17 protein-coding genes and 2 rRNA genes (1 of these 19 only partly in view) are annotated in these 22,500 nt (G+C 56.5%); all 19 read left to right on the top strand.

Annotated features, from left to right (window positions below; genetic code table 11):
* Positions 1 to 1,336 (top strand): 23S ribosomal RNA (locus PHW69_02075) (it extends 1,691 nt beyond the left edge of the window).
* Between the two features lie 87 nt (positions 1,337 to 1,423).
* A 5S ribosomal RNA gene (rrf, locus tag PHW69_02070) occupies positions 1,424 to 1,542 on the top strand.
* Between the two features lie 895 nt (positions 1,543 to 2,437).
* Complete coding sequence (locus PHW69_02065; protein ID MDD4003976.1) at positions 2,438 to 3,883, top strand: hypothetical protein; 1,446 nt, start codon at positions 2,438 to 2,440, stop codon at positions 3,881 to 3,883.
* Positions 3,884 to 4,507: 624 nt separating this feature from the next.
* Complete coding sequence (rplJ, locus tag PHW69_02060; protein MDD4003975.1) at positions 4,508 to 5,050, top strand: 50S ribosomal protein L10; 543 nt, start codon at positions 4,508 to 4,510, stop codon at positions 5,048 to 5,050.
* A 105-nt stretch (positions 5,051 to 5,155) separates the two neighbouring features.
* Positions 5,156 to 5,545, top strand: a complete 390-nt coding sequence (rplL, locus tag PHW69_02055) for a 50S ribosomal protein L7/L12 (GenBank protein ID MDD4003974.1) — start codon at positions 5,156 to 5,158, stop codon at positions 5,543 to 5,545.
* 141 nt (positions 5,546 to 5,686) lie between these two features.
* Positions 5,687 to 9,484, top strand: coding sequence for a DNA-directed RNA polymerase subunit beta (gene rpoB, locus PHW69_02050; protein MDD4003973.1), 3,798 nt, complete (start codon positions 5,687 to 5,689; stop codon positions 9,482 to 9,484).
* A 17-nt stretch (positions 9,485 to 9,501) separates the two neighbouring features.
* Entirely contained in the window at positions 9,502 to 13,632 is a 4,131-nt protein-coding gene (rpoC, locus tag PHW69_02045; protein ID MDD4003972.1) for a DNA-directed RNA polymerase subunit beta', read from the top strand.
* 24 nt (positions 13,633 to 13,656) lie between these two features.
* Positions 13,657 to 14,034, top strand: coding sequence for a 30S ribosomal protein S12 (rpsL, locus tag PHW69_02040; GenBank protein ID MDD4003971.1), 378 nt, complete (start codon positions 13,657 to 13,659; stop codon positions 14,032 to 14,034).
* A 13-nt stretch (positions 14,035 to 14,047) separates the two neighbouring features.
* Positions 14,048 to 14,527, top strand: a complete 480-nt coding sequence (gene rpsG / locus PHW69_02035; GenBank protein MDD4003970.1) for a 30S ribosomal protein S7 — start codon at positions 14,048 to 14,050, stop codon at positions 14,525 to 14,527.
* A gap of 26 nt (positions 14,528 to 14,553) precedes the next feature.
* A complete protein-coding gene (gene fusA / locus PHW69_02030; GenBank protein MDD4003969.1) occupies positions 14,554 to 16,650 on the top strand; it encodes an elongation factor G in 2,097 nt (698 codons plus the stop codon).
* A gap of 1,076 nt (positions 16,651 to 17,726) precedes the next feature.
* Positions 17,727 to 18,071: a 30S ribosomal protein S10 gene (rpsJ, locus tag PHW69_02025; GenBank protein MDD4003968.1), complete on the top strand. Its 345-nt coding sequence runs from the start codon at positions 17,727 to 17,729 to the stop codon at positions 18,069 to 18,071.
* A gap of 14 nt (positions 18,072 to 18,085) precedes the next feature.
* A complete protein-coding gene (gene rplC / locus PHW69_02020) occupies positions 18,086 to 18,787 on the top strand; it encodes a 50S ribosomal protein L3 (protein MDD4003967.1) in 702 nt (233 codons plus the stop codon).
* A gap of 29 nt (positions 18,788 to 18,816) precedes the next feature.
* Complete coding sequence (gene rplD, locus PHW69_02015; protein ID MDD4003966.1) at positions 18,817 to 19,446, top strand: 50S ribosomal protein L4; 630 nt, start codon at positions 18,817 to 18,819, stop codon at positions 19,444 to 19,446.
* Between the two features lie 2 nt (positions 19,447 to 19,448).
* Positions 19,449 to 19,742 (top strand): 50S ribosomal protein L23, encoded by a 294-nt coding sequence (locus PHW69_02010; GenBank protein MDD4003965.1) that lies wholly within the window; start codon positions 19,449 to 19,451, stop codon positions 19,740 to 19,742.
* Between the two features lie 20 nt (positions 19,743 to 19,762).
* The gene (gene rplB, locus PHW69_02005) at positions 19,763 to 20,599 is read left to right on the top strand and encodes a 50S ribosomal protein L2 (protein MDD4003964.1); all 837 of its coding nucleotides are present in this window, start codon (positions 19,763 to 19,765) and stop codon (positions 20,597 to 20,599) included.
* A 13-nt stretch (positions 20,600 to 20,612) separates the two neighbouring features.
* Positions 20,613 to 20,900, top strand: a complete 288-nt coding sequence (gene rpsS / locus PHW69_02000; GenBank protein MDD4003963.1) for a 30S ribosomal protein S19 — start codon at positions 20,613 to 20,615, stop codon at positions 20,898 to 20,900.
* A 20-nt stretch (positions 20,901 to 20,920) separates the two neighbouring features.
* Entirely contained in the window at positions 20,921 to 21,280 is a 360-nt protein-coding gene (rplV, locus tag PHW69_01995; GenBank protein ID MDD4003962.1) for a 50S ribosomal protein L22, read from the top strand.
* A gap of 13 nt (positions 21,281 to 21,293) precedes the next feature.
* Complete coding sequence (gene rpsC, locus PHW69_01990; GenBank protein MDD4003961.1) at positions 21,294 to 22,040, top strand: 30S ribosomal protein S3; 747 nt, start codon at positions 21,294 to 21,296, stop codon at positions 22,038 to 22,040.
* Positions 22,027 to 22,437, top strand: a complete 411-nt coding sequence (rplP, locus tag PHW69_01985; protein MDD4003960.1) for a 50S ribosomal protein L16 — start codon at positions 22,027 to 22,029, stop codon at positions 22,435 to 22,437. Before rpsC ends, rplP begins: the two co-directional genes overlap by 14 nt.
* Positions 22,438 to 22,500 lie beyond the last annotated feature (63 nt).

Here is a 22,500-nt window from a genome sequence, read left to right as displayed (position 1 = left end):
CCTAGAAAAGCTTCGTAGGGAGTTTCTATCGTAACCGTACCGTAAACCGACACAGGTGGATGGGGTGAAAATCCTAAGGCGCGCGAGATAGCCATCGTTAAGGAACTAGGCAAACTAGCTCCGTAACTTCGGAAGAAGGAGTGCCCAAGTAATGGTGTAGCAATACATTGAGAAAGGGCCGCAGTGAAAGGGGTACCGTGACTGTTTAACAAAAACTTAGGGCTCTGCTGAAATCACAAGATGATGTATAGGGCCTGATGCCTGCCCGGTGCTGGAAGGTCAAGGGGAGGGGTTAGCCGCAAGGCGAAGCTCTGAACTTAAGCCCCAGTAAACGGCGGCGGTAACTATAACCGTCCTAAGGTAGCGAAATTCCTTGTCGGGTAAGTTCCGACCTGCACGAATGGCATAACAAAGGTACCGCTGTCTCAACGATGGCCTCGGCGAAATTGTGGTGTCAGTGAAGACGCTGACTACGCGTAGCAAGACGAAAAGACCCTGTGGAGCTTTACTGTAACTTGTCATTGAATTACGGTTTCAATTGCGTAGAATAGGTGGGAGACTTTGAAGCGGTCCTTGTGGGGGCCGTGGAGTCATTAGTGAAATACCACCCTATTGTGATTGTGATTCTAACCTGGGCCCATGAATCTGGGACAGGGACATTGGCAGGTGGGCAGTTTGACTGGGGCGGTCGCCTCCCAAAGAGTAACGGAGGCGTTCCAAGGTTCCCTCAGGCCGTGTGGAAATCGGCCGACGAGCGCAATGGTAGAAGGGAGCTTGACTGCAAGGCCGACAGGCCGAGCAGGTACGAAAGTAGGACATAGTGATCCGGTGGTCCCTCGTGGATGGGCCATCGCTCAACGGATAAAAGCTACCCCGGGGATAACAGGCTAATCGGGCCCAAGAGTTCACATCGACGGCCCGGTTTGGCACCTCGATGTCGGCTCATCGCATCCTCCCGCTGAAGCAGGTGGGAAGGGTTGGGCTGTTCGCCCATTAAAGCGGTACGTGAGCTGGGTTCAGTACGTCGTGAGACAGTACGGTCTCTATCTGCTATGCGCGAAGGAAACTTGAGAGGAGCTGACCTTAGTACGAGAGGGCCAGGTTGGACGAACCTCCTGTATACCAGTTGTCGTGCTTTGCGGCATGGCTGGGTAGCGGTGTTCGGTAGGGATAAACGCTGAAAGCATATAAGCGTGAAACCCGCCTCAAGATAAGGTTTCCCTCACCCGTAAGGGTGCTAAAGATCTCCAGAAGACTACTGGTTTGATAGGCTAGAGGTGGAAGCACAGCAATGTGTGGAGCTAACTAGTACTAATCGATCGTGAGGCTTGGCCGTATTCTTTAATCTAACAATATTGGCTGGTGTCGGTGTGGTATTTGACAATTTTTCGGACTTTAAACCAAAAGAACGGTAAGACATAAGACCGGTGGTATTTCCTGAGAGGCAACACCCGTACCCATTCCGAACACGGCAGTTAAGCTCTCAAGGGCCTATGGTACTAACGCCCATCTCGGCGTTGGGAGAGTGGGTCGCTGCCGGTCTCATCTCTTACCGTTCTTTCTATTTCATAACCCCCGCGGGTATATCCAGCGGGGGTTATTTGTTTTATTACCGGATGGTTTGTCCCGCTGTTGTATGCGGAGCGGGGTTTTAATTGAAATATTCCATCCGTTGCCGATAGATCCCAGACGGCATTGTTTTGGCGCCGGCGGATCAGGTTCGTTTGATTTTTGGTTTCCTCCGGGTATTAATTGCCCAGGTTATCCCAATTCGCCAGCCAGCGTCCGGATCGGCAACTTTCAGCTGTAATAGTGTTGTGCCGAACAAGCTTCACCTTTTTATTAAATTCCGCTCACGAAAACCCGGCGTGTGGGCATGGGGATGAAGGATGTAATTCCCTCCAGGGCAGGGTAAACGTTTCATCCGGCGCAAGCGGGCGGAGCATATCACGCGAATCGGCGTATTGAGCGGATGGCATAAACACTATCGGCAGTTTAAAATGGTATTTGAAGTAAAAAGTGTGAAATATGGTTTTCATGCTGGTTCTGACAACAGTGTCCAGCCGGGCAATGCACGGCATGAACCTCTAATTATACTGCAGGTGTTGGCGAGAGCATGGTAACGCCGGGACAGAGCATCAGTTTCCGTGTTGTCAATCTTTTTTCGCTAAAGAAAATAAAAAAATGCGAGTGTCCTTTGTGCCGAACGGGAAAGCGCGATTGAGGGCGATGGCGGAAGTTCTGGAAATTTTTGAAATTCATCAGACAACGGCTGGCCGGAACCCGGCAGTATCTATGACATATTATAATCTATGCGGTTTTGCGTGGCGGCGCCCGATATTCCAGCCATGGGCCTTTGGGCCCAATGAGTGCGGCGCCGCAAGGCCTTTGCAGGGGTTAAGGCGTTTCAGGTATACTTAAAACAATGCGGAGGGCTATGTCTAAACCGGGAGTTTGTGTTACAGGGGCTTTAATATTTTCATTAGCCGCGCAGTTTTCTTATGCCGCGGAAATTAAAAACAGGGATCTGGATGTTTTTTTAACCCGGGCGGGCGCGATCAGCGTGCCCGTTGTTTCGGCGGCGGTCGGGCCGGATTTTACCGGTCTGAACACCAATCTGAAAAGCCATGGTTATTCCTTTACTTCCCGGTATCAGTTCGTTCTGAGCGGCGAAGTGATTTATATGCGTAAAACCGGCGATCGGCAGTGGATGCCGGTGCCCGGCCAGCCGGCCGGATCGGTGGAGATTTCGGCAGACGGGAGCAATCTTATCGCGCTTGCGCGCGACGGCGCTGTCAGCTATCTGAAAGTGCCGAAGATGAAATGGAAAAAGGGCTGGGGCAAGCCGGTAAGCGCAACACTTGTGGTTCCGGCCAACAGATCGTGGGCGATATCGAATATTGATGACGAGGCCGGCGGATTTGAAGATCCTGCGGGAAATTTCAAGGATCTTATGATCAAAGTTTCCACTTTATACCTGCTTGCGCCGGACGGGCGGCATATTAAATACGCTGATCCGTGGCTGCCGCCCGATTTCGGGCACCGTATCGCCATGCCCCAGCGCGGGCGCTTTGTGGCGGAGGCGATGGATGCGAGCGGATCCACGTTATTTATAGTTAACAAAGCCGGGCAGATGTACACGCGGCTGGCGGATTTTGATACCACCGGCGCGGATCCGATGTTTGCCTATTCTTTTACGAAATATACGCCTAAGGTCATCGCGTTGCCCGGCGAGGACTGGCGCGCGCAGCCGGAAATTCCCGGCCGGATAACCGCCCGTATTACCATTTTCACCACCGGCCGAGGCAACGCCGGGCGCGAATTGCGGGTCGAGGGTGTGGATGCGCTGGGCCGTGGCGGATATTACCGCAAGCCGATCTTCGGAGCCGGCTGGGAGTTTGTGCGCACCGGCGCCGTTGTGAAGGGTCCGTTTCTGGGCGGCCCGGCGGAGCAGGGCCCGGAGATTGACGCGGATTATCCTGTTTATTTTCCCGGTGCGATCAGGCCGCATCTGCCTGAAAACTGCGTTATAACCTTCAGTCCCGACAATGATATCGCATATATCAGGGTTCCGGTCGGGTCCGGCACGGTGGTTCTGCCGCTTTATATCCGTGAAGGGTTTTACGCCAGCCGCGGTAACAGGCCGAACCTGCTTGGTTCGGTTGTCGTGCCGGACCCGGTGCTGCAATCATCCGATCCGGAAACCGCAGGTTTTGTGAAAAAATATCTGCGCGGCAAAAAAGTGCATGACGTGCGGATTATTTTCGACGGCAAGACCATTCGGCTGCGGCCCGCTCCCTGGCGCGGCATACATGAAAATATTGTTCAAACAACCCCCGCCGGCAAAATGCAATCCATTCTCGTCAGAGATATCCCAAGGTAATTTCCGGTTCGCGTGTCGGTGTGACCGGCCCCGGCACTGCCAGCCTGGCGGCAGGCATGTTGTGTTGCCGGGAAGCGGAGTGGCTTTTTGGCGGCAAGCTGTTTTTTTCACACAAGCTGGTGCGCGCTGGTGTTTGTTGCCGCTCTTTTCCGGCCAGCGCCGGGAGTGGCGGGCTAAAATCCGGTTTTGACAGGCATGCCGGACGGACAAAACCGGATTCTGCTCGGTCATGAAAATTAACTTACGTTTTTATTTTAATGCGGAGCGCCCGTTTTTTTGCATCATGCGAAAAAAGATCAGCTTCGACGTGAAAACTTGAAAAGTCCGGTATTCCGGCCAGGGAATTGTTATGCAGTTATAAAGCGGGTATATGTGTTTAACATATTGGAGCAAAGGCCGGATTTGTGTAAGTTTTTTGTAAGATTTTATAAAAATGTTTTCACGCGGCGGGAGTTTGGCCGGAAATGCGTGAAAACGGGCAGGAAATATGCGGCGGATTTACCGGTATTTTCATGAGATTTTCGCATTTCGGGGCCGGTAAATCCGCCGCATTCAGGTGCCGGATAAACCCGGCGAAACGGCGCGATAGTAATTTGCGCGCGAATGTGGTATAATTTCAATGCTATGAACCTTAGCAAAGAACAGAAAATAGACAGGTCGTCGAAACTGGCTGAGGAAATTAAAGCCTCAGAGGGTTTATTCTTTGCCTCTTATCAGGGTCTGAAATTCGTGGAGCTTGCCCGGCTGCGGGAAAAGCTTACGGATGTGAAGGCGCAGTTCCGCGTCGAGCGCAATTCCGTAGTGAATTTTGCGCTGAGAAATGCGGAAGTCGCCGGCACGCCGGACATTCTGAAAGGGCCGACCGCCATTACCATCCTGAAAGGCGGCGATATCGTTGAAGCCGCCAAGGTATTGGCGGCGTTCGAAAAAGAATTCCCCGCGCTTAAAATAAAAGCCGGTTATGCGACGAAGAATTGGTTCAGCGAAGAGGACTGCAAGAAGCTGTCAATGCTTGGCACCCGGGCGGAAACGCTCAGCCATCTCGCCTGCGCTCTGTATACGAGCGTCAGCCGGATTGCTTCCGTGCTTCAGGCTCCGATACGCGACTTGGCGTTCGCGCTGAAAGCTCTCGAAGACAAAAAAAGAGAGGGCGAAACCGCAGCCTGAGTTCCGTAAAACAACGGCGCTCAAATGACGGTTGGTAGCCCCGCAAGGGATAAACATCAGAAACCTCAATAAGATGGCTACCCGAAAAACACAGGAGAAAGTAAAATGGGTATCACAAAAGACGAAATGCTTGATTCTATTGCCAGCATGACCGTGCTCGAACTCTCCGAGCTTGTCAAGGCGATTGAGACGAAATTTGACGTGAAGGCCGCGCCCGCCATGGGTGGAATGATGATGGCCGCTCCCGCTGCCGGCGCTGCCGCCGCAGTGGAGGAAAAGACCGAGTTCAACGTTATGCTGACCGGCCTGTCCGACACCACCAAGAAGATCGGCGTCATCAAGGTTGTCCGGGAAATCACCGGACTGGGCCTGAAAGAAGCGAAAGACCTTGTGGAAGGCGCGCCCAAAGCCGTGAAAGAGAATGTCGCCAAAGCGGATGCCGACGAGATGCAGAAGAAGCTCGTTGAAGCCGGCGCAACCATTGAACTGAAGTAAGTCCTTGCAACAGTTGTTTCAGATCTCGCTCCACCGGCCCCGGAAAACGGGGGCCGGTAGGGGGCGGGATCGTGTCCGGTAAAGAAGCGCGGAGTTGACAGTACGGCTGCACTCGCCGGGACTCCGATATAAGAGGTATAAATGAAACAGGTAAATTTCGCCAAGATTCCTCAGACGCTTAAACTTCCCAATCTTTTAGAACTGCAGAAGCGTTCTTTTGCCGAATTCGTTCAGCATGACAGCAAGCCCAGCGAGCGCCAGCTGCAGGGGCTTCAGGCCGCGTTTATTGATGTGTTTCCGATTGATGCGCCGGATTCCAGCATGCGGCTGGATTTTATCCGCTATGAACTTGGCGACCCGCGTTATATCACTCCCGAAGAGGCCACCGTGCGCGACGGCACATACAGCGCGCCGCTCAAGGCGTGGCTGTCGCTTTCCGTGCAGCAGAAGAACGGCAAGCTGAAGGAAGTCATGGAGCAGGACGTCACTTTGTGCGACCTGCCGCTGATGACGGAAAACGGGTGCTTCATTTTCAACGGGTCAGAGCGCGTTATCGTAAGCCAGCTGCACCGTTCGCCCGGCGTTATTTTTGAGGAAGACGAAGAAAAAAAACAGTCCACCATAGGCAAACAGCTTTATTTCGCGCGCATTATCCCGTACCGGGGCGCGTGGGTGGAATTCGAATTTGATCTGGCGAACGTGCTGTGGGTCCGGCTGGACCGCAAGAAAAAAATTCTCGCGACCACCTTTTTAAGAGCCTGCGGACTGGAAACCAACGCCGAAATCCTGCAGACTTTCTATCCTTTTGAAGAAGTTGAAGTGAAGCCCGCCGCCGCGGACGACGTTATCGGCCGCTACGCGGTTGAGGACATTGTTGATACCAACACCGGCGAGGTGCTTTGGAACCTTGACGAAAAAGGAACCGAACCGATTGACGACAAGGCGTTCAAGCTGCTGGTTGACCGCAATATCAGGAAAATCAAGGTCATTTTCGGCAATCCCCGGCAGGACGATCCCGCCATACTGCTTACGCTTGACAGCAAGAAAGACACCTCCCGCACCTCCAAGGAAGCCCAGCAGGATATTTACAAAAAGCTGCGCGGTCAGGATTTCGTGGTGAAAGAGCAGGCGGAACAGTTCCTTGAGAATCTTATATTCGAGAATCTCCGCCGCTACGATCTTAGTTATGTGGGCCGTTACAAGGTCAACAAGAAACTGCTGCCGATTTACGAGCAGCTCCGGCTCATCAACTCCAAGCGCTTCAACGTGCCCGCGGACAAGCGCAGAACGCTGTGCCTCGAAGACATTATCGCGACGGTGAAATATCTGCTGGCGCTCAACAGCGGCCAGTCGCATATCGAGTACAAGGGCAAAAAATATCTGTTCGAGATGGACGATATTGATCATCTGGGCAACCGCCGCGTGCGCGGGATAGGCGAGCTGCTGGAAAACCAGATCCGGGTCGGACTGTCGCAGATGGCGCGCACCGTGCGCGACCGGATGAACAAGGACGACGAAAACCCGACGCCGCGCTCGCTGGTCAACGCGCAGCCGGTGCAGGCGATCATCCGCAAGTTTTTCGGCACGAGCCAGCTGTCGCAGTTTCTCGACCAGATCAATCCGCTGTCGGAGCTGACTCACAAACGGCGGCTTTCGGCGCTGGGGCCCGGCGGTCTGAACAGAAAGCGCGCGGGGTTCGAAGTCCGCGACGTGCATCACACCCATTATGGCCGCATCTGCCCGATTGAAACGCCGGAAGGCCCGAACATCGGCCTCATCACTTCGCTGGCGTGCTACGCCCGGGTCAACGAATACGGGCTGCTGGAGGCTCCTTACAAGCGGGTGGAAAACGGCAAGGTGACCACGAAAGTGGATTATCTGACGGCCGACAAGGAAGACGAATTCAAAGTCGCGCAGTCAAACACGCCGGTGGACGGCAGTTCCGTCATCAACAGCGACGTGGTGTACGCGCGGTACCGGTCGGACTATCCGATCCTGACGCCGGATCTTGTCAATTATATGGATATTTCGCCGCTGCAGGTCATCTCGCTGTCGGCCGCGCTGATCCCGTTTCTTGAACATGACGACGCGAACCGCGCGCTGATGGGCTGCAACATGCAGCGCCAGGGCGTGCCGCTGCTGCTGCCCGAGTTTCCGCTGGTGGGCACCGGCGTGGAAGGCGCGTGCGCCGCCGATTCGGGCGCGTGCCGCGTGGCGCGCAGGAGCGGACGGGTGATTTTCGCGTCCGGCGAGCTGATTGCCGTGCAGCCGGAAGATTCCGCTCCGCCGAAAGTGGACATGTACACTCTGATCAAATACAAGCGGTCCAATCAGGACACCTGCATCAACCAGGTGCCGCTTGTGAAAAGCGGCGACCGGGTCAAAGCAGGCGACGTGCTCGCCGACGGGCCCGCTTCCCATGCCGGCCAGCTGGCGCTCGGGCGCAACCTGCTGGTCGGATTTTTAAGCTGGGAAGGGTATAATTACGAAGACGCCATTCTGGTTTCCGAAAAGCTCGTGAAGGAGGACGTGTTCACTTCCATCCACCTGCATGAGTTTGAAACCGAAGCGCGCACCACAAAGCTCGGCCCCGAAGAAATCACCCGGGATATCCCCAACGTGGGCGCGGAAGCGCTGTCGCACCTTGACGATCAGGGCATTGTAATGCCCTCGACAGTGGTGCAGCCGGGCGATATTCTGGTCGGCAAGGTTACGCCGAAAGGCGAACAGCAGCTGACTCCCGAGGAACGGCTCCTGAAAGTCATTTTCGGCCGCAAGGCCGAAGACGTGGTGGACGCGTCGCTGCGGGTGCCGCCGGGCGTTTCGGGCAAAGTGGTGGGTACGCGGGTGTTCGTGCGCAAGGAAAAGCTTTCAAAAATAGAGGAACGCGCGCGCCTCAAGCAGATCGAAGCCGATCGCGACGGCAAGCTCGCCAACATCACCGCGCAGCGCAAAGCCGCGCTTGAAAACATCAAAAACAGCGGGCAGAAATCCGAGGAAGAGCGTATCAACCTGTTCTTCAAGCTGATGGAAAAACGCGCGGTGGACGAATACGAGCGCGAGATGGAGCTTGCCAAGCAGGGCGACGAGCTGGCCGTCACCGTCAATAAGACCGTAAAGGTTTATGTGGCGTCAAAACGCAAGCTGATGGTCGGCGACAAACTGTCGGGCCGGCACGGCAACAAAGGCGTTGTGGCGAAAATTCTGCCGGAAGAGGATATGCCTTTCATGCCGGACGGCACTCCGATTGACATAGTGCTGTCGCCGCTGGGCATTCCGTCGCGCATGAACGTGGGCCAGCTGTTTGAAACCATGCTGGGCTGGGCGGGAAAACAGCTCAATACCCAGATGGTCTGCCCCGTGTTCGACGGCCCGACCGAGGACGACGTGCTGGCCAAGGTCAACGAGGCCCGCCAGTCGCTCATGGACAAAGGCGTGCCGGAAAAGCATCTGCCTGATGAATACTGCCGCATCACACTCTATGACGGTCGGACAGGCGCGGCGTTCGCGGAGAAAGTCACCATCGGCTACATGTACATCATGAAGCTGATCCATCTGGTCGAGGACAAGGTGCACGCCCGGTCAACCGGCCCGTACAGCCTTATCACGCGCCAGCCGCTCGGCGGCAAAGCTCAGTTCGGCGGGCAGCGGTTCGGCGAAATGGAAGTGTGGGCCATAGAGGGTTACGGCGCGACTTACACGCTGCAGGAATTCCTGACCGTCAAGTCCGACGATTTCGTCGGCCGCACCAAGATGTACGAAGCCATTATCAAGGGCGAGCCGCCCATGCAGCCCGGTGTGCCGGAATCGCTGAAAGTGCTTGTGAAGGAATTGCAGGCGCTGGGGCTGAGCGTGAATCTGGTAAAGACTTCCGAGGGCGAAACCGCGGCGCAGGCAGCCGCGGTTGAGTCCTCCAAAACCGCGGCTGCGGGCAAATAGGCAAAGGGGTATTGAACATGCTCGATACTGGAAAGAAACTGAAGAACGCGGAAAATCTTGATTTTCTTGACTTCAACGCCATAAAAGTCGGCATCGCCAGCCCGGAACAGATTTTCAACTGGTCCAGCGGCGAAGTCAAAAAGCCCGAAACCATCAATTACCGGACTCTCAAGCCGGAGCGCGACGGCCTGTTCTGCGAGCGCATTTTCGGCCCGACTAAAGATTACGAATGTTCCTGCGGCAAATATCGCTGGGTGAAATACAAAGGCATGGTGTGCGACCGCTGCGGAGTGGAAATCACCGAGAGCAAGGTGCGCCGCGAGAAGATGGGCCATATCGAGCTGGCGGTGCCGGTCGCGCATATCTGGTTCCTGCGCAAGACGCCGTCACGCATCGGCATCATTCTAGACATGAAGGCGTCCGAGCTTGAGCGCGTGGTTTATTACGCGAGCTATGTGGTGCTGGAAGACGTTACCGACCCGGTGTCGCAGCGGGTGGAACTGCACAAGGGCGATCTGCTGTCCGACGCGCAGGTTCGCGAAACCCGCAAGAAATACGGCGCGAGGCTGAAGGTCGGCATCGGCGCCAACGCCATACGCCAGCTGCTGGAGCAGGTGGATTTCAAGTTGGAAATTCCCAAACTGCACGAACAGCTGCGGGAAACCAATTCCGAGATGGAGCGGTCGAAACTGCTGCGCCGAGTGAAAACGCTGGAGGATTTCCAGCAGAGCGGCAACCGCCCGGAATGGATGATTTTAAAAGTGCTGCCGGTCATTCCGCCGGATCTGCGCCCGCTGGTTCCGCTTGAGGGCGGCCGGTTCGCCGCATCCGATCTTAACGATCTGTACCGCCGGATCATCAACCGCAACAACCGCCTTAAACACATCGAGGCGCTGCGCGCGCCCGAAGTGATGGTGTACAACGAAAAGCGCCTGCTGCAGGAAGCGGTGGACGCGCTTATCGAAAACGGCGCGCGCGGCAAATATTTCATCGGCGCGGGCGGGCGGCCGCTGAAGTCGCTGTCCGACATCATAAAAGGCAAACACGGCCGGTTCCGCCAGAACCTGCTGGGCAAACGCGTGGATTATTCGGGCCGGTCGGTCATCGTGGTCGGGCCGAGCCTCAAGCTCAGCCAGTGCGGCCTGCCGAAACTGATGGCGCTGGAACTGTTCAAACCCTTTATTATCGGCGAGCTTATGCGCCGGCAGGGCGTCACGCTCAAGGCGGCAAAGAAGATGCTGGAGCGGGTCCGCCCGGAAATCTGGGATATTTTGGAGTACGTCACGAAGAATCACCCGGTGCTTTTGAACCGCGCGCCCACACTGCACAGGCTGGGCATCCAGGCGTTCGAGCCGGTGCTTATCGAAGGCAAGGCGATCCAGCTGCATCCGCTGACCTGTACGGCGTTCAACGCCGATTTCGACGGCGACCAGATGGCCGTGCACGTTCCGCTTTCGCTGGAAGCCCAGCTGGAAGCGCGGATGCTGATGATGGCGACGAACAATATCCTGTCGCCGGCGTCGGGCAAACCGATCGCCACACCCGGCCATGACATGGTGCTGGGCGTGAACTATATCACGAAAGTGAAAGACGGCGAGTTCGGCGAAGGCATGATATTCGCCGATCCCGAGGACGCGATTTCAGCCTATCACCACGGCCGGGTGTCCCTGCAGGCCAAAGTGAAAGTGCGCGGCATAAACGCGATCGTCGAAAAAGGCCTGGAAAAAGGCCTGCACGACGTGCGCAATTGGAAAGATTATACTTCGGTCGGGCGGGTGATTTTCAACCGCGCCATGCCGGAGAAATGGGGCTACATCAACAGCGTGGTCGGCAAGAAGGAACTGTCGCGGCTTGTGGAAACCTGTTACAAGGACAAAACCTACGGGCATTACGAAGCCGTGCGGTTTCTGGACCGGATCATGCGGATGGGCTATACCTATGCCACAAAATCCGGCCTGTCCATATCGGTCGCGGACATGACCATTCCCGAGGCGAAGAAAAAAATCATCGCCGACGCCAAGAAGAAAGTGGCGCAGATCCAGAGCCAGGCGGAAGCGGGTCTCATCACCGAAGGCGAACGCTATAACAAAGTCATTGATATCTGGACGCGCGTTACCGACGATGTCGCCGACAAGCTGTTTGAAGAGATGAAGAAGACCGACTCGACCCATTACAAACCGGGCGCGCAGCGGTTCAACTCGATCCACATGATGGCCGATTCCGGCGCCAGAGGCTCGCGCCAGCAGGTGCGGCAGCTGGCGGGCATGCGCGGTCTGATGGCGAAACCGCAGAAGAAGCTGACCGGCGGTATCGGTGAAATCATCGAATCTCCCATCACCTCCAATTTCCGCGAAGGGCTGACGGTGCTGGAATATTTCATTTCCACGCACGGCGGCCGCAAAGGTCTGTCCGACACGGCTCTTAAAACCGCTGACGCCGGGTACCTTACCCGCCGTCTGGTGGACGTGGGTCACAACGTGGTTGTCATCCAGCCGGACTGCGGCACCATTAACGGCATCACGGTCAAATCGCTGATGAGCGGCGAAGAAGTGATCGAGCCGCTGCGCGACCGCATTCTGGGCCGCACTTCGCTTGAAACGGTAACGGTGAAAGACGAGAAAGGCAAGGACAAGGTGCTTGTGTCCGACGGGGATCTGATCACCAGCGAAATGGCTGACGAACTGGAGAAATATGAAGTGGAGTCGCTGCGGATCCGCTCGGTGCTGACCTGCGAGGCGGAAAACGGCGTCTGCGCCAAGTGTTACGGCCTAAATCTGGCGAACTGGCAGCCGGTCAACACGGGCGAAGCGGTCGGCATCATTGCGGCCCAGTCAATCGGCGAGCCCGGAACCCAGCTGACGCTGAGAACTTTCCATATCGGCGGAACCGCGTCGCGCGTGCTCAGCCGCTCGAAAGCCGAGGCTGAAGTTGACGGCAAGGTCGTGTTTCACGATATCCGCGAAGTGTCGGACCGGTTCGGCAAACGCATCTGCGTGTCCCGCAACGGGTTCATCAAGCTGGAAACTCCCGCGGGGCATGTGAAGGAGTATAAAGTTCCTTACGGCGCGATTCTGCACGCCAAAGCCGGCGACAGGGTTAAAGTGGCCACTTTGATGGCGGAATGGGATCCGCATTCACTGCCGATCATTTCGGAAATTGACGGCGTGATCGCGCTGCGCGACGTTGTGGAAGGCATCACGCTGCACGAGGAGCGCAACCGCGTTACCGGCGTGATCGAGCGGCGGATTGTGGGCAGCCGGGAGAGCAAAAAGAGCCCGTCCATCGGCATCAAGGGAAAAGAAGGCTCTTTCAATTACCCCCTGCCTATTGATACAATTTTATTGACGGAATCCGGCGAGGATGTTCGCTGCGGCGATGCGCTGGCCAAAATTCCGCAGGAAGTGGGCGGCACGAAAGATATCACCGGCGGCCTGCCCCGCATCGCCGAATTGTTTGAGGCGCGCAAGCCCCGCAATCCGGCCATCATCTCCGAGATCGAGGGCACGGTCAGCCTTGAAATGTCGCCTAAAGGCCTCATCGAGGTATCGGTGCGCAACGAGGAGACGAACCAGGTCAAGCAGTACAGCATTCCCCACGGCAAGCATCTTGTGGTGTACGAAGGCGACTATGTGGGTGTCGGGGAAGCGCTTACCGACGGGGCGGTCAATCCGCACGACATGCTGCATGTGAAGGGAATCAAGGACGTGCAGGAATTCCTTTTAAACGCCATTCAGGAAGTTTACAGACTGCAGGGCGTTACGATTAACGACAGGCACATTGAAGTGATCGTCCGCCAGATGCTGGGCAATGTCCGTATTCTTGACGGAGGGGAAACGTCCTTCCTTAAAGGCGAGATCGTGAGCAAAGCCTCCTTTCTCGCCGAGAACGGGAAAATGAAGCGCGCCGGCAAACAGGAAGCCCAGGCTGAACCGATCCTGCTGGGTATCAGCAAAGCTTCGCTTGCGTCGGAATCGTGGATTTCGGCGGCCAGCTTCCAGGAAACCACGAAGGTGCTCACTGACGCCGCCATCATGGGCCAGGCCGACACGCTTCGTGGCCTGAAAGAGAACGTGATCGTCGGCCACCTTATTCCCGCGGGGACCGGTATCGCCGCAAGAAAGTTTGATGTCGGTATTTCGGACGAATAAAAACAAGGAACGGTAAAAATCGCTATGCCTACAATAAATCAGTTAGTGAAATTCGGACGGAGCAAACAGAGAAACAGGACGAAAGCGCCTGCCCTCAATTCCTGTCCTCAGAGAAGGGGCGTCTGCACCCGCGTGTGGACGGTAACCCCCAAGAAGCCGAACTCGGCTTTACGGAAAGTGGCGCGCGTAAAACTGACTTCGAAGGTCGAGGTTACGGCCTACATCCCCGGAGTGGGACACAACCTGCAGGAGCATTCGATCGTGCTCGTGCGCGGCGGTCGTGTCAAAGATCTTCCGGGCGTAAGATACCATATTATCCGCGGCGCTTTGGATGCCGCCGGTGTCGAGAACAGAAAGCAGGGTCGTTCGCTTTACGGCGTCAAGCGGCCCAAAGCCAAGTAAGCGGAAAGAAACTATGCCCAGAAAAGGTCTTAAACCCAGAGAAAGAAGAGAAGTTCCCGCGCCGGATTCGAAGTGCAATTCGGTGCTCATTGCCCGGTTCATCAACAAGATGAATTACGAAGGCAAAAAGAATACTGCCGAAAAGCTGGTGTACGGCGCGCTTGACATAATCAAGGAAAAAACCAGCGCCGAGCCGATGGAAACGTTTAACAAGGCCATCGAGAACGTGCGGCCGCTGGTGGAAGTAAAGCCCCGGCGGGTGGGCGGCGCGACTTATCAGGTGCCTCTGGAGGTCAAACCGATCCGCGGCACCGCGATCGCGATGCGCTGGATTCTCACCGCGGCGCGCAGCCGCAAGGGCCGTCCGATGGCGGACAAGCTGGCCGAAGAGCTGATGCTGGCCGCCAGGAAGGAAGGGACGGCGTTTAAAAAACGCGAAGACACGCATAAAATGGCCGAAGCGAACCGCGCTTTCGCCCATTACAGATGGTAATCCAGCACGCCGGGAACGCTTAGAGTATGCCAAGAGAATATCCGCTAGAGAAGATCAGGAACATCGGTATTATCGCGCACATTGACGCAGGTAAAACCACAACCACGGAACGTATACTTTTTTATACGGGCCGCATACATAAAATCGGCGAAGTGCATGACGGGACCGCCGTAACCGACTGGATGGAACAGGAGCGCGAGCGCGGCATTACCATCACCTCCGCCGCGATTTACTGCTCCTGGCGCGACTGCCAGATCAACATCATTGACACTCCGGGACACGTGGATTTTACCGCCGAAGTCGAGCGGAGCCTGCGCGTGCTTGACGGCGCGGTGGTGGTGTTTGACGGAGTGCAGGGCGTGGAGCCCCAGTCTGAAACCGTATGGCGCCAGGCTGACAAATACCATGTGCCCCGGATCGCCTACATCAACAAGCTTGACCGGCTGGGCGCGAATTTTTACAATTCGGTTCATTCCATCCGGGAAAAACTGGGCGGCAACGCCTGCCCGATCCAGATTCCGATCGGCGCGGAAGAGAACCTTAAAGGCGTCGTGGATCTGGTGCAGATGAAAGCCTATGTCTGGTCCGGCGACGAGGTTGGCGCGAAATTCGAGATTGTTGATATTCCCGCCGAATACAAGGAAGCCGCCGAGAAGCACCGCACGGAAATGATCGAGAAAATTTCCGATTACGACGAAAGCATCATGGAGCGCTATCTGGCCGGCTCCACCGAGTTTTCCGTGGAGGAAATCCGCACGGCGATACGTCAGGGCGTGCTGACAGGGAAATTCTTTCCGGTCGTGTGCGGTTCGTCATACAAGAACAAAGGCGTGCAGCCGATGCTCGACGCGGTGTGCTACTATCTGCCGTCGCCGGTCGAGGTGCCTCCCACGAAAGGCGTGAATCCCGATACGGACGAACCGGTGGAGCGCAAGGCTTCAGACAGCGAACCGTTTTCCGCGCTGCTGTTTAAGATCCAGACCGATCCGTATGTGGGCAAACTGAGTTATTTCCGCATTTATTCAGGCAAGCTGTCTGCGGGCGACACCGTTCTGTTCTCGCGCAGCGGCGCGCAGGAGCGCATTGGCCGGGTAATGCGCATGCACGCCGACAAGCGAGAGGATGTGAAAGATTTATATGCCGGCGATATCGCCGCCACGGTCGCGCTCAAAAACGCGAAAGTGGGCGAAACGCTGTGCGATCTGAAGAATCCGATCCTGCTGGAAGAAATCACTTTCCCGGAACCGGTTATTTCGATCGCGATTGAGCCGAAGTCAAAGGAAGACGAGGAAAAAATGTCCATCGCGCTGGGCCGGCTGGCCGAAGAGGACCAGACATTCCGGGTGCGCACGGACGAAGAAACCGCGCAGACGATTATTTCCGGGATGGGCGAGCTTCACCTCAATATTATTGTGGACCGGCTCAAGCGGGAATTCAAGGTGCAGGCGAATGTGGGCAACCCGCAGGTCGCTTACCGCGAAACGATCCGCAAGAAAGCGGAACAGGAAGGCAAGTTTATCCGTCAGTCCGGTGGCAAGGGCCAGTATGGCCACGTCATCATCAGGGTGGAACCGCTGCCCGTGGGCGGCGGATTCGAGTTCGTGGACGAAGTGAAACAGGGCAGAATTCCCCGGGAATTCATTCCGGCCGTTGAAAAAGGCACGAAGGAAGCCTGCGAAAGCGGCGCTCTGGCGGGTTATCCGCTGGTGGACGTGCGCGTTGTGCTGCTCGACGGCTCGTACCACGATGTGGACTCGTCGGAAATCGCGTTCAAGATCGCCGGCGCTATGGCGTTGCGCGCGGCCTGCAAAAACGCCAGTCCCGTGATTCTGGAACCCATTATGAAAGTGGAGGTTGTCACGCCCGAGAGTTATATGGGCGACATTATCGGCGATCTCAACTCCCGTCGCGCGAAGATTTCTGAAATGGGCAACCGCGGAAACGTGCGCTTCATCAGGGGCACGGTGCCGCTGTCGGAAATGTTCGGATATGCGACGACGGTGCGCTCGCTGTCACAGGGCCGCGCGTCGTTTAATATTGAGCCCAGCCATTATGAAGACGTGCCGGGCAACATAGCCAAGGCGATTGTGGAAAAGAAATCCGCCGCCGAGGTTGCCGGCTAGTATTGCAGTAATTACCCGGGCGGGGAAGCGGCGTACGGCTTCTTCCCCGCCCGCAATTAGCGCCGGGGCGCATGTTCCGATACAGCGGCGTGCGCGTCGGCGGAAAGCAGTGAAAACGAAAACGGCAGATATTGCATGACGCGGTAGTGGCGCGTCGGCATATTATCCCAGAGTCCGGTTCCGGCGCAGCAGGCTGGAGAGGGGCTTGAAATACCCGGCGGCAAGCAGGCCGGGCGCGGCGCGGAAGGCAGGACGCCGCGCAAAACAAGGGATAATAACCCGCTTTCCGTAAGGGAAGCCCCGCAAGGGGTATGCGTTAGCCGTTGGTCCGGAGTATCCGGGCGGAACAACCCCCCTGACCCCGTGCGTGATGAAGTCGAGTTGTGTCACGGGCCGTTGCGGCAGAAACTGTGCCGGAATGGAGATTTTGCCGGCCGGCCTGGAAGCAGCCGGCCGGGCTGAAAACAAGAAATCGGGTTCTTGGGTGTGGGCGCCGGGCGGCAGGGGCAGTTAAACTATCCTGCGCGACCCGAGAATGGAAGGCTGAGTTTTCGCCTCCTGACAGGTGGACCGAGAGTCGCCGGGCATTATATGGCCAGGCACAAGATTCGGGTCCGGTGTGCAAAGAATCTGAAGCGCATATCAGCCTGTGGGCGGGCCTGAACCGGGCGGCAATAAGTCCGGAACGCGGCAAAGCCGCGTGAATTCAGGGGCCGCATTATATGTTCCGCGGTGGGGATTGCTTTGGCAATCCCGTCAATGGTAGTCGCCTCCCAGGCGGCAGGATGATCCTGCCGCGCGGGTGTCTTTTTGCGGAAAACAGCCGGGCGGTTTCCGGGCCGCATATTAACGTCGCAGCGTGCGCGGGCAGTAAGCGCGGGGGCTGTGAAAGTATTGAAAAATGCGGCGTGAACGGCGTGGCGGAGAGGCGTATTTCTCCAATACAGCGCGGACTGAAACTGAAGCGGCGGTGGGCGCTGTCTGTCTTATTGAAAATTTAAGCTGTTCTCAAAGCGCCGGGAATATGCTACAATTATAAAATAAGATATCTGTCGCAATTAAAAAAGGACGAAAGTATGGCAGAAGAAACCAAAAAGAAAGGCAATACCCTAGAGGGGCAAGAGCGGATCCGCATTAAACTGCGGTCCTATGACCACCGTATGCTTGACCAGTCCGTGACCCGGATAGTGGACACCGCGCGCCGGACCGGCGCGATTGTTGCGGGGCCGGTGCTCCTGCCGACCAAGATTCGCAAGTATACCGTGCTTAAATCGCCGCATGTGGACAAGAAATCGCGCGAGCAGTTCGAGATGCGCATCCACAAACGGCTTATAGATCTGAAAAGCCCCACCTCAAAAACGGTGGATGAACTCATGAAACTGGATCTTCCGGCTGGTGTTGATGTCGGGATCAAGATGTGAGCGGGAAAACGACAATGGCAGAAGAAATCAAAAATACAGAAGTCGCAGCGGTTACAGAAGCGCCGGCAACCCTTCGCGCAGTGCTGGGCGAAAAGCTCGGCATGACCCAGGTTTTTGACGAAGCCGGCACGGTTCATTCCGTAACGGTGGTGAAAGTCAATCCGTGCAGAGTAGTCAATGTCCGCACGCAGGAGCGCGACGGTTATACCGCCGTCTGCCTCGGATACGGGGACAAGAACCCCAAGAAACTGAATAAAGCCACTGCGGGCCAGTACAGGAAGGCCAACGTGTCGCCCGCGCTGCACCTCAAGGAATACCGCATAGCCAGCGTTGACGGTTATGAAATAGGACAGGCGGTTACGCTCGCGTCCCGGTTCCAGACCGGTGATTTTGTGGACGTTCAGGGTCTGACCAAAGGCAGAGGCTTCGCTGGCGCGATGAAGCGCCACGGGTTCCACGGCCTGCCGGGCTCGCACGGCGCGTCCGATAAGGAACGGTCGCCCGGTTCGCTCGCCTCGCAGCGTTCTTTGGGCCGGGTGATTCCCGGACAGAGAATGGCCGGCCATATGGGTCAGAGAACGGTTACGATGTCGAAGATGAAAGTGGTGCGGGTCAATAACGACACCGGCTGCATTTATATCAACGGTTCGGTGCCGGGCTGCAAAGGCACGATAGTGTCCGTTCTGGAAACCTCCAAGTCGCGCAAAAAGGCTTGAGGTAGAGTTTTCACTCGAGGAAATCTAAAATGGAAACAGCAGTATTAAACATACAGGGTGAAAAAGTAGGGAAGTGCGAACTGCCTGAAAAGGTTTTCGGAGTCACCCCCGACAAGCACCTCCTTCATGAAGCGGCGAAAGTGTTTCTGGCCAACCAGCGCATCGGCTGCGCCTGCGCCAAAACCCGCGCGGAAGTAAGCGGCGGCGGCAAGAAGCCCTGGAAGCAGAAAGGCACCGGCCGCGCCCGGTCGGGTTCAAACCGCTCTCCGCTCTGGACGGGCGGCGGCGTGGTTTTCGGACCGCGGCCCCATTCGTTCCGCAGGGAACTGCCCCAGTTCAAAAGGCGCATGGCTTTGGCGCACGCATTGAGCGCAAAGCTGGCGGACGGCGCGGTCGTTGTTGTTGATAAATTCGATCTGCCCGAAGCGAAGACCCGGCATATGTCCGACGCGTTGGCCGCGCTTGACGCCGGCAGAAAGCCCATGATCATTTCCACGGGCGAGAACGGCAAACTGCTGCTTGCCGGGCGCAACGTGCCCGGGCTGGTGCATTGCCGGCCTGAAAACCTCAACACATACGGCGTGCTTAACAGCACCAAGCTGGTCATCACCAGGACCGCGCTTGACGCGCTGAACGTCCTGTGGACCAAGGGAGAATAACCATGGCCAAAGAGATCTATGAAGTTCTGAAAAGGCCTATTCTCACCGAGAAAAGCCTTACCCAGAAAGACAAAGAGAACAAATACAGCTTTGAAGTGGCGCCCAACGCCAACAAAGCCGAGATCCGTCAAGCGGTAGAAAAACTCTTCAAGGTCAATGTGACGAAGATAACCACAGTGAGCATGAAAGGCAAACTCCATCGCGTAGGGCGGTTTGAAGGCAAGCGGCCGGACTGGAAAAAAGCGGTCGTGACCCTCAAGGACGGGCAGAAGATAGAAGTTTCTGATGCCGCCTGAAAGGAGAGGATATAACATTTATGCCCAAATCGTTTAGACCTTATACACCGTCGAGGAGATTTATCACCGTAGCGGATTTTTCGGAAATCACGAAAACCGTTCCTGAAAAGAGCCTGACGACGGGACTGCGCAAAAGCGGCGGCCGCAACAATACCGGCATGGTTATGGTGCGCCATATCGGTGGCGGGCACAAGCGCGCATTCCGCAAGATTGATTTCAAGCGGGAGAAATACGGAATTCCGGCGAAAGTGGTTTCGATCGAGTACGATCCGAACCGGAGCTCGCGGATCTGTCTTTTGAACTACGCGGACGGGGAAAAGCGGTATATTCTGCATCCCGTAGGCGTGAAAGTCGGGGATATGCTCAACAGCGGGCCGCAGGCCGATATCAAAGTCGGCAATGCGCTTCCTCTGAAGAATATTCCGGAAGGCACATTCCTGCATAATATCGAAATGCTGGTTGGCCGGGGCGCGCAGCTGGTGCGGTCGGCCGGGGCGCAGGCGCAGCTGCTGGCGCGGGAAGGGAAATACGCGCATATCAGGATGCCTTCCGGCGAAATCCGGCTGCTGCCGGTTGACTGCATGGCCACAATCGGGCAGGTGGGCAACGTCGAGCACAACACGATCGTGATCGGCAATGCCGGCCGCAAGCGGCACCTGGGCATCCGCCCGACGGTGCGCGGCGGCGCGATGAACGCGGTGGACCACCCGATGGGCGGCGGCCGCGGACATTCGAAAGGCGGCAACATCGCCCGCTCGCCGTGGAACCAGAAAGCCAAGGGTTTCAAGACCCGCGTGCAGAAAGTTTGGAACTGGATGATTGTCCAGGACCGGCGCAAAGCGAAGGCTCGCGCTTAATTGAGAGGAAAAAATGGGAAGATCTACAAAAAAAGGTCCGTATATTGACGAAAGCCTTCTCAAGAAGGTTCGCGCGATGAATGACTCGGGCAACAAGAAATCTGTGAAAACATGGGCCAGGGCGTGCACGATCAGCCCCGAGTTCGTGGGACACACTTTTATGGTGCACAACGGTCAGAAGTTCCTTCCGGTCTATGTGTCGGAAAGAATGGTAGGGCACAAGCTGGGCGAGTTCGCGTTCACCCGCACGTTCCGGGGTCACGGCGAATCGCACACGAAGAAGTCGGCCTCCCTTACCTAAACAATCAAGAGGATAGAATTATGGATGCTGTGGCAATAGCCAAGTTTCAAAGATACGGCAGAAGAAAGGTCGGCCAGATAGCCGACCAAATTCGGGGCAAGAACGTGCTCGTGGCGGAACAGCTGGTGGAAATGGCGCCGCGCCGCTCGTCCGACATGGTGCGCAAGGCGATACATTCGGCCGCGGCGAACCTGTCCGTCAAGCTGGGCAAGCAACTTGATCCCGCGACCATCTGGGTTACGCGGATTTACGCCGATATGGGCCCGATGAAACACCTCCGCCGCGTGCAGCCCGGCCCTCAGGGGCGGGCGCTGCCGTTCAGACGGAAAGTATGCCACCTGACGGTGGTGGTGTCTGACACGAAAGGAGGTGTGAGTTAATCTCACGATAATTATGGGTCATAAAATACACCCTAGGTCAATGAGGCTGGGATACATTCAGGACTGGCAGAGCCGGTGGTTCGCTCCGAACAACATGCCTGCCCTGATCAATCAGGATTTTGAAATCCGCACGCTGGTCAAGAACCGCTATCCGATGGCGGCGATAAGCTGGATCGGCATCGAACGGGCGGGCTCTTTCCTTCGCGTGAACGTGCATACCGCACGGCCGGGCGTGGTGATCGGCAAGAAGGGCGGCGATATCGAAACGTTGCGCAAGAGCATCCAGGAGCTTACCGGAAGCCGGACTTCGGTTAACGTCATGGAGATCAAGAACCCGGAAACCGACGCGCAGCTCGTCGCGGAAGCGATCGCGATGCAGCTTGAGCGGCGGGCGCATTTCGGGGGAGCGATGAAACGCGCGATTGACCGCGCCATGTCGGCCAAGGCGCTGGGCATCAAGATCATGGTCGCCGGCCGGCTGGGCGGCGCGGAAATCGCCCGCACCGAGTGGAAACGCGAAGGCCGCGTGCCGCTGCATACGCTCTGCGCCGATATTGACTACGGTTTTACCGAAGCCAACACGATAAGCGGCAAGATCGGCGTGAAATGCTGGATCTACAAGAAAGACCATTTCGCGAAATCGCCCAAGGAACTGCTTGCCGAAATGCGCAAGAACGGCGGGTTCACCGATTCCGAGACTCCCGAAGCCGCGAAAGAAGAGCCTGCAAAGAAGGAGGCGTCCGACCATGCTGATGCCTAAGAAGACCAAATATAGAAAAACCCACAGCGCGCCCAAGAACAGAGGCAACGCCACGCGCGGGGCCGATGTGTCGTTTGGCGAATACGGGATGAAAGCGCTTGAGCCGTACTGGCTGTCGTCTCGCCAGATCGAAGCGGCGCGTATTTCGCTGTCGCGTGTGATCAAGAAACGCGGCAAAATGTGGATACGCATTTTCCCGGACAAGCCGATCACCAAGCACGCCGCCGGAACCCGCATGGGTAAAGGGAAAGGCGCGCCCGAGTCATGGGTGGCGGTTGTGAAGCCGGGCCGGATTCTTTATGAAGTCGAGGGGTTGACCCTCGAAGAAGCGAAAGAAGCCATGCGGCTCGCGTCAGCCAAGCTGCCGATCCGCACGAAACTAGTGGCAAGGCGATAAGGGGAACCGCGATGAAAGTAAAAGAGATTGAAGCCTTACGCAACCAGGGCATAGATGAGCTGA

The sequence above is a fragment of the Elusimicrobiaceae bacterium genome (genome assembly GCA_028700325.1).
Lineage (GTDB): Bacteria > Elusimicrobiota > Elusimicrobia > Elusimicrobiales > Elusimicrobiaceae > JAQVSV01.
The sequence above is the reverse complement of the archived record's forward strand: the minus strand, read 5'-3'. Positions and strand labels throughout refer to the sequence as shown.

Bases quoted from the DNA above. Each gene is read 5' to 3' on its own strand.
- rplP (MDD4003960.1), top strand. From the start codon at position 22,027: ATGCTGATGCCTAAGAAGACCAAATATAGAAAAACCCACAGCGCGCCC.
- rpsJ (MDD4003968.1), top strand. From the start codon at position 17,727: ATGGCAGAAGAAACCAAAAAGAAAGGCAATACCCTAGAGGGGCAAGAG.
- rplJ (MDD4003975.1), top strand. From the start codon at position 4,508: ATGAACCTTAGCAAAGAACAGAAAATAGACAGGTCGTCGAAACTGGCT.
- rpoB (MDD4003973.1), top strand. From the start codon at position 5,687: ATGAAACAGGTAAATTTCGCCAAGATTCCTCAGACGCTTAAACTTCCC.
- rpsC (MDD4003961.1), top strand. From the start codon at position 21,294: ATGGGTCATAAAATACACCCTAGGTCAATGAGGCTGGGATACATTCAG.
- PHW69_02010 (MDD4003965.1), top strand. From the start codon at position 19,449: ATGGCCAAAGAGATCTATGAAGTTCTGAAAAGGCCTATTCTCACCGAG.
- rplC (MDD4003967.1), top strand. From the start codon at position 18,086: ATGGCAGAAGAAATCAAAAATACAGAAGTCGCAGCGGTTACAGAAGCG.
- rpsL (MDD4003971.1), top strand. From the start codon at position 13,657: ATGCCTACAATAAATCAGTTAGTGAAATTCGGACGGAGCAAACAGAGA.
- rpoC (MDD4003972.1), top strand. From the start codon at position 9,502: ATGCTCGATACTGGAAAGAAACTGAAGAACGCGGAAAATCTTGATTTT.
- PHW69_02065 (MDD4003976.1), top strand. From the start codon at position 2,438: ATGTCTAAACCGGGAGTTTGTGTTACAGGGGCTTTAATATTTTCATTA.
- rplV (MDD4003962.1), top strand. From the start codon at position 20,921: ATGGATGCTGTGGCAATAGCCAAGTTTCAAAGATACGGCAGAAGAAAG.
- fusA (MDD4003969.1), top strand. From the start codon at position 14,554: ATGCCAAGAGAATATCCGCTAGAGAAGATCAGGAACATCGGTATTATC.
- rpsS (MDD4003963.1), top strand. From the start codon at position 20,613: ATGGGAAGATCTACAAAAAAAGGTCCGTATATTGACGAAAGCCTTCTC.
- rplB (MDD4003964.1), top strand. From the start codon at position 19,763: ATGCCCAAATCGTTTAGACCTTATACACCGTCGAGGAGATTTATCACC.
- rpsG (MDD4003970.1), top strand. From the start codon at position 14,048: ATGCCCAGAAAAGGTCTTAAACCCAGAGAAAGAAGAGAAGTTCCCGCG.
- rplL (MDD4003974.1), top strand. From the start codon at position 5,156: ATGGGTATCACAAAAGACGAAATGCTTGATTCTATTGCCAGCATGACC.
- rplD (MDD4003966.1), top strand. From the start codon at position 18,817: ATGGAAACAGCAGTATTAAACATACAGGGTGAAAAAGTAGGGAAGTGC.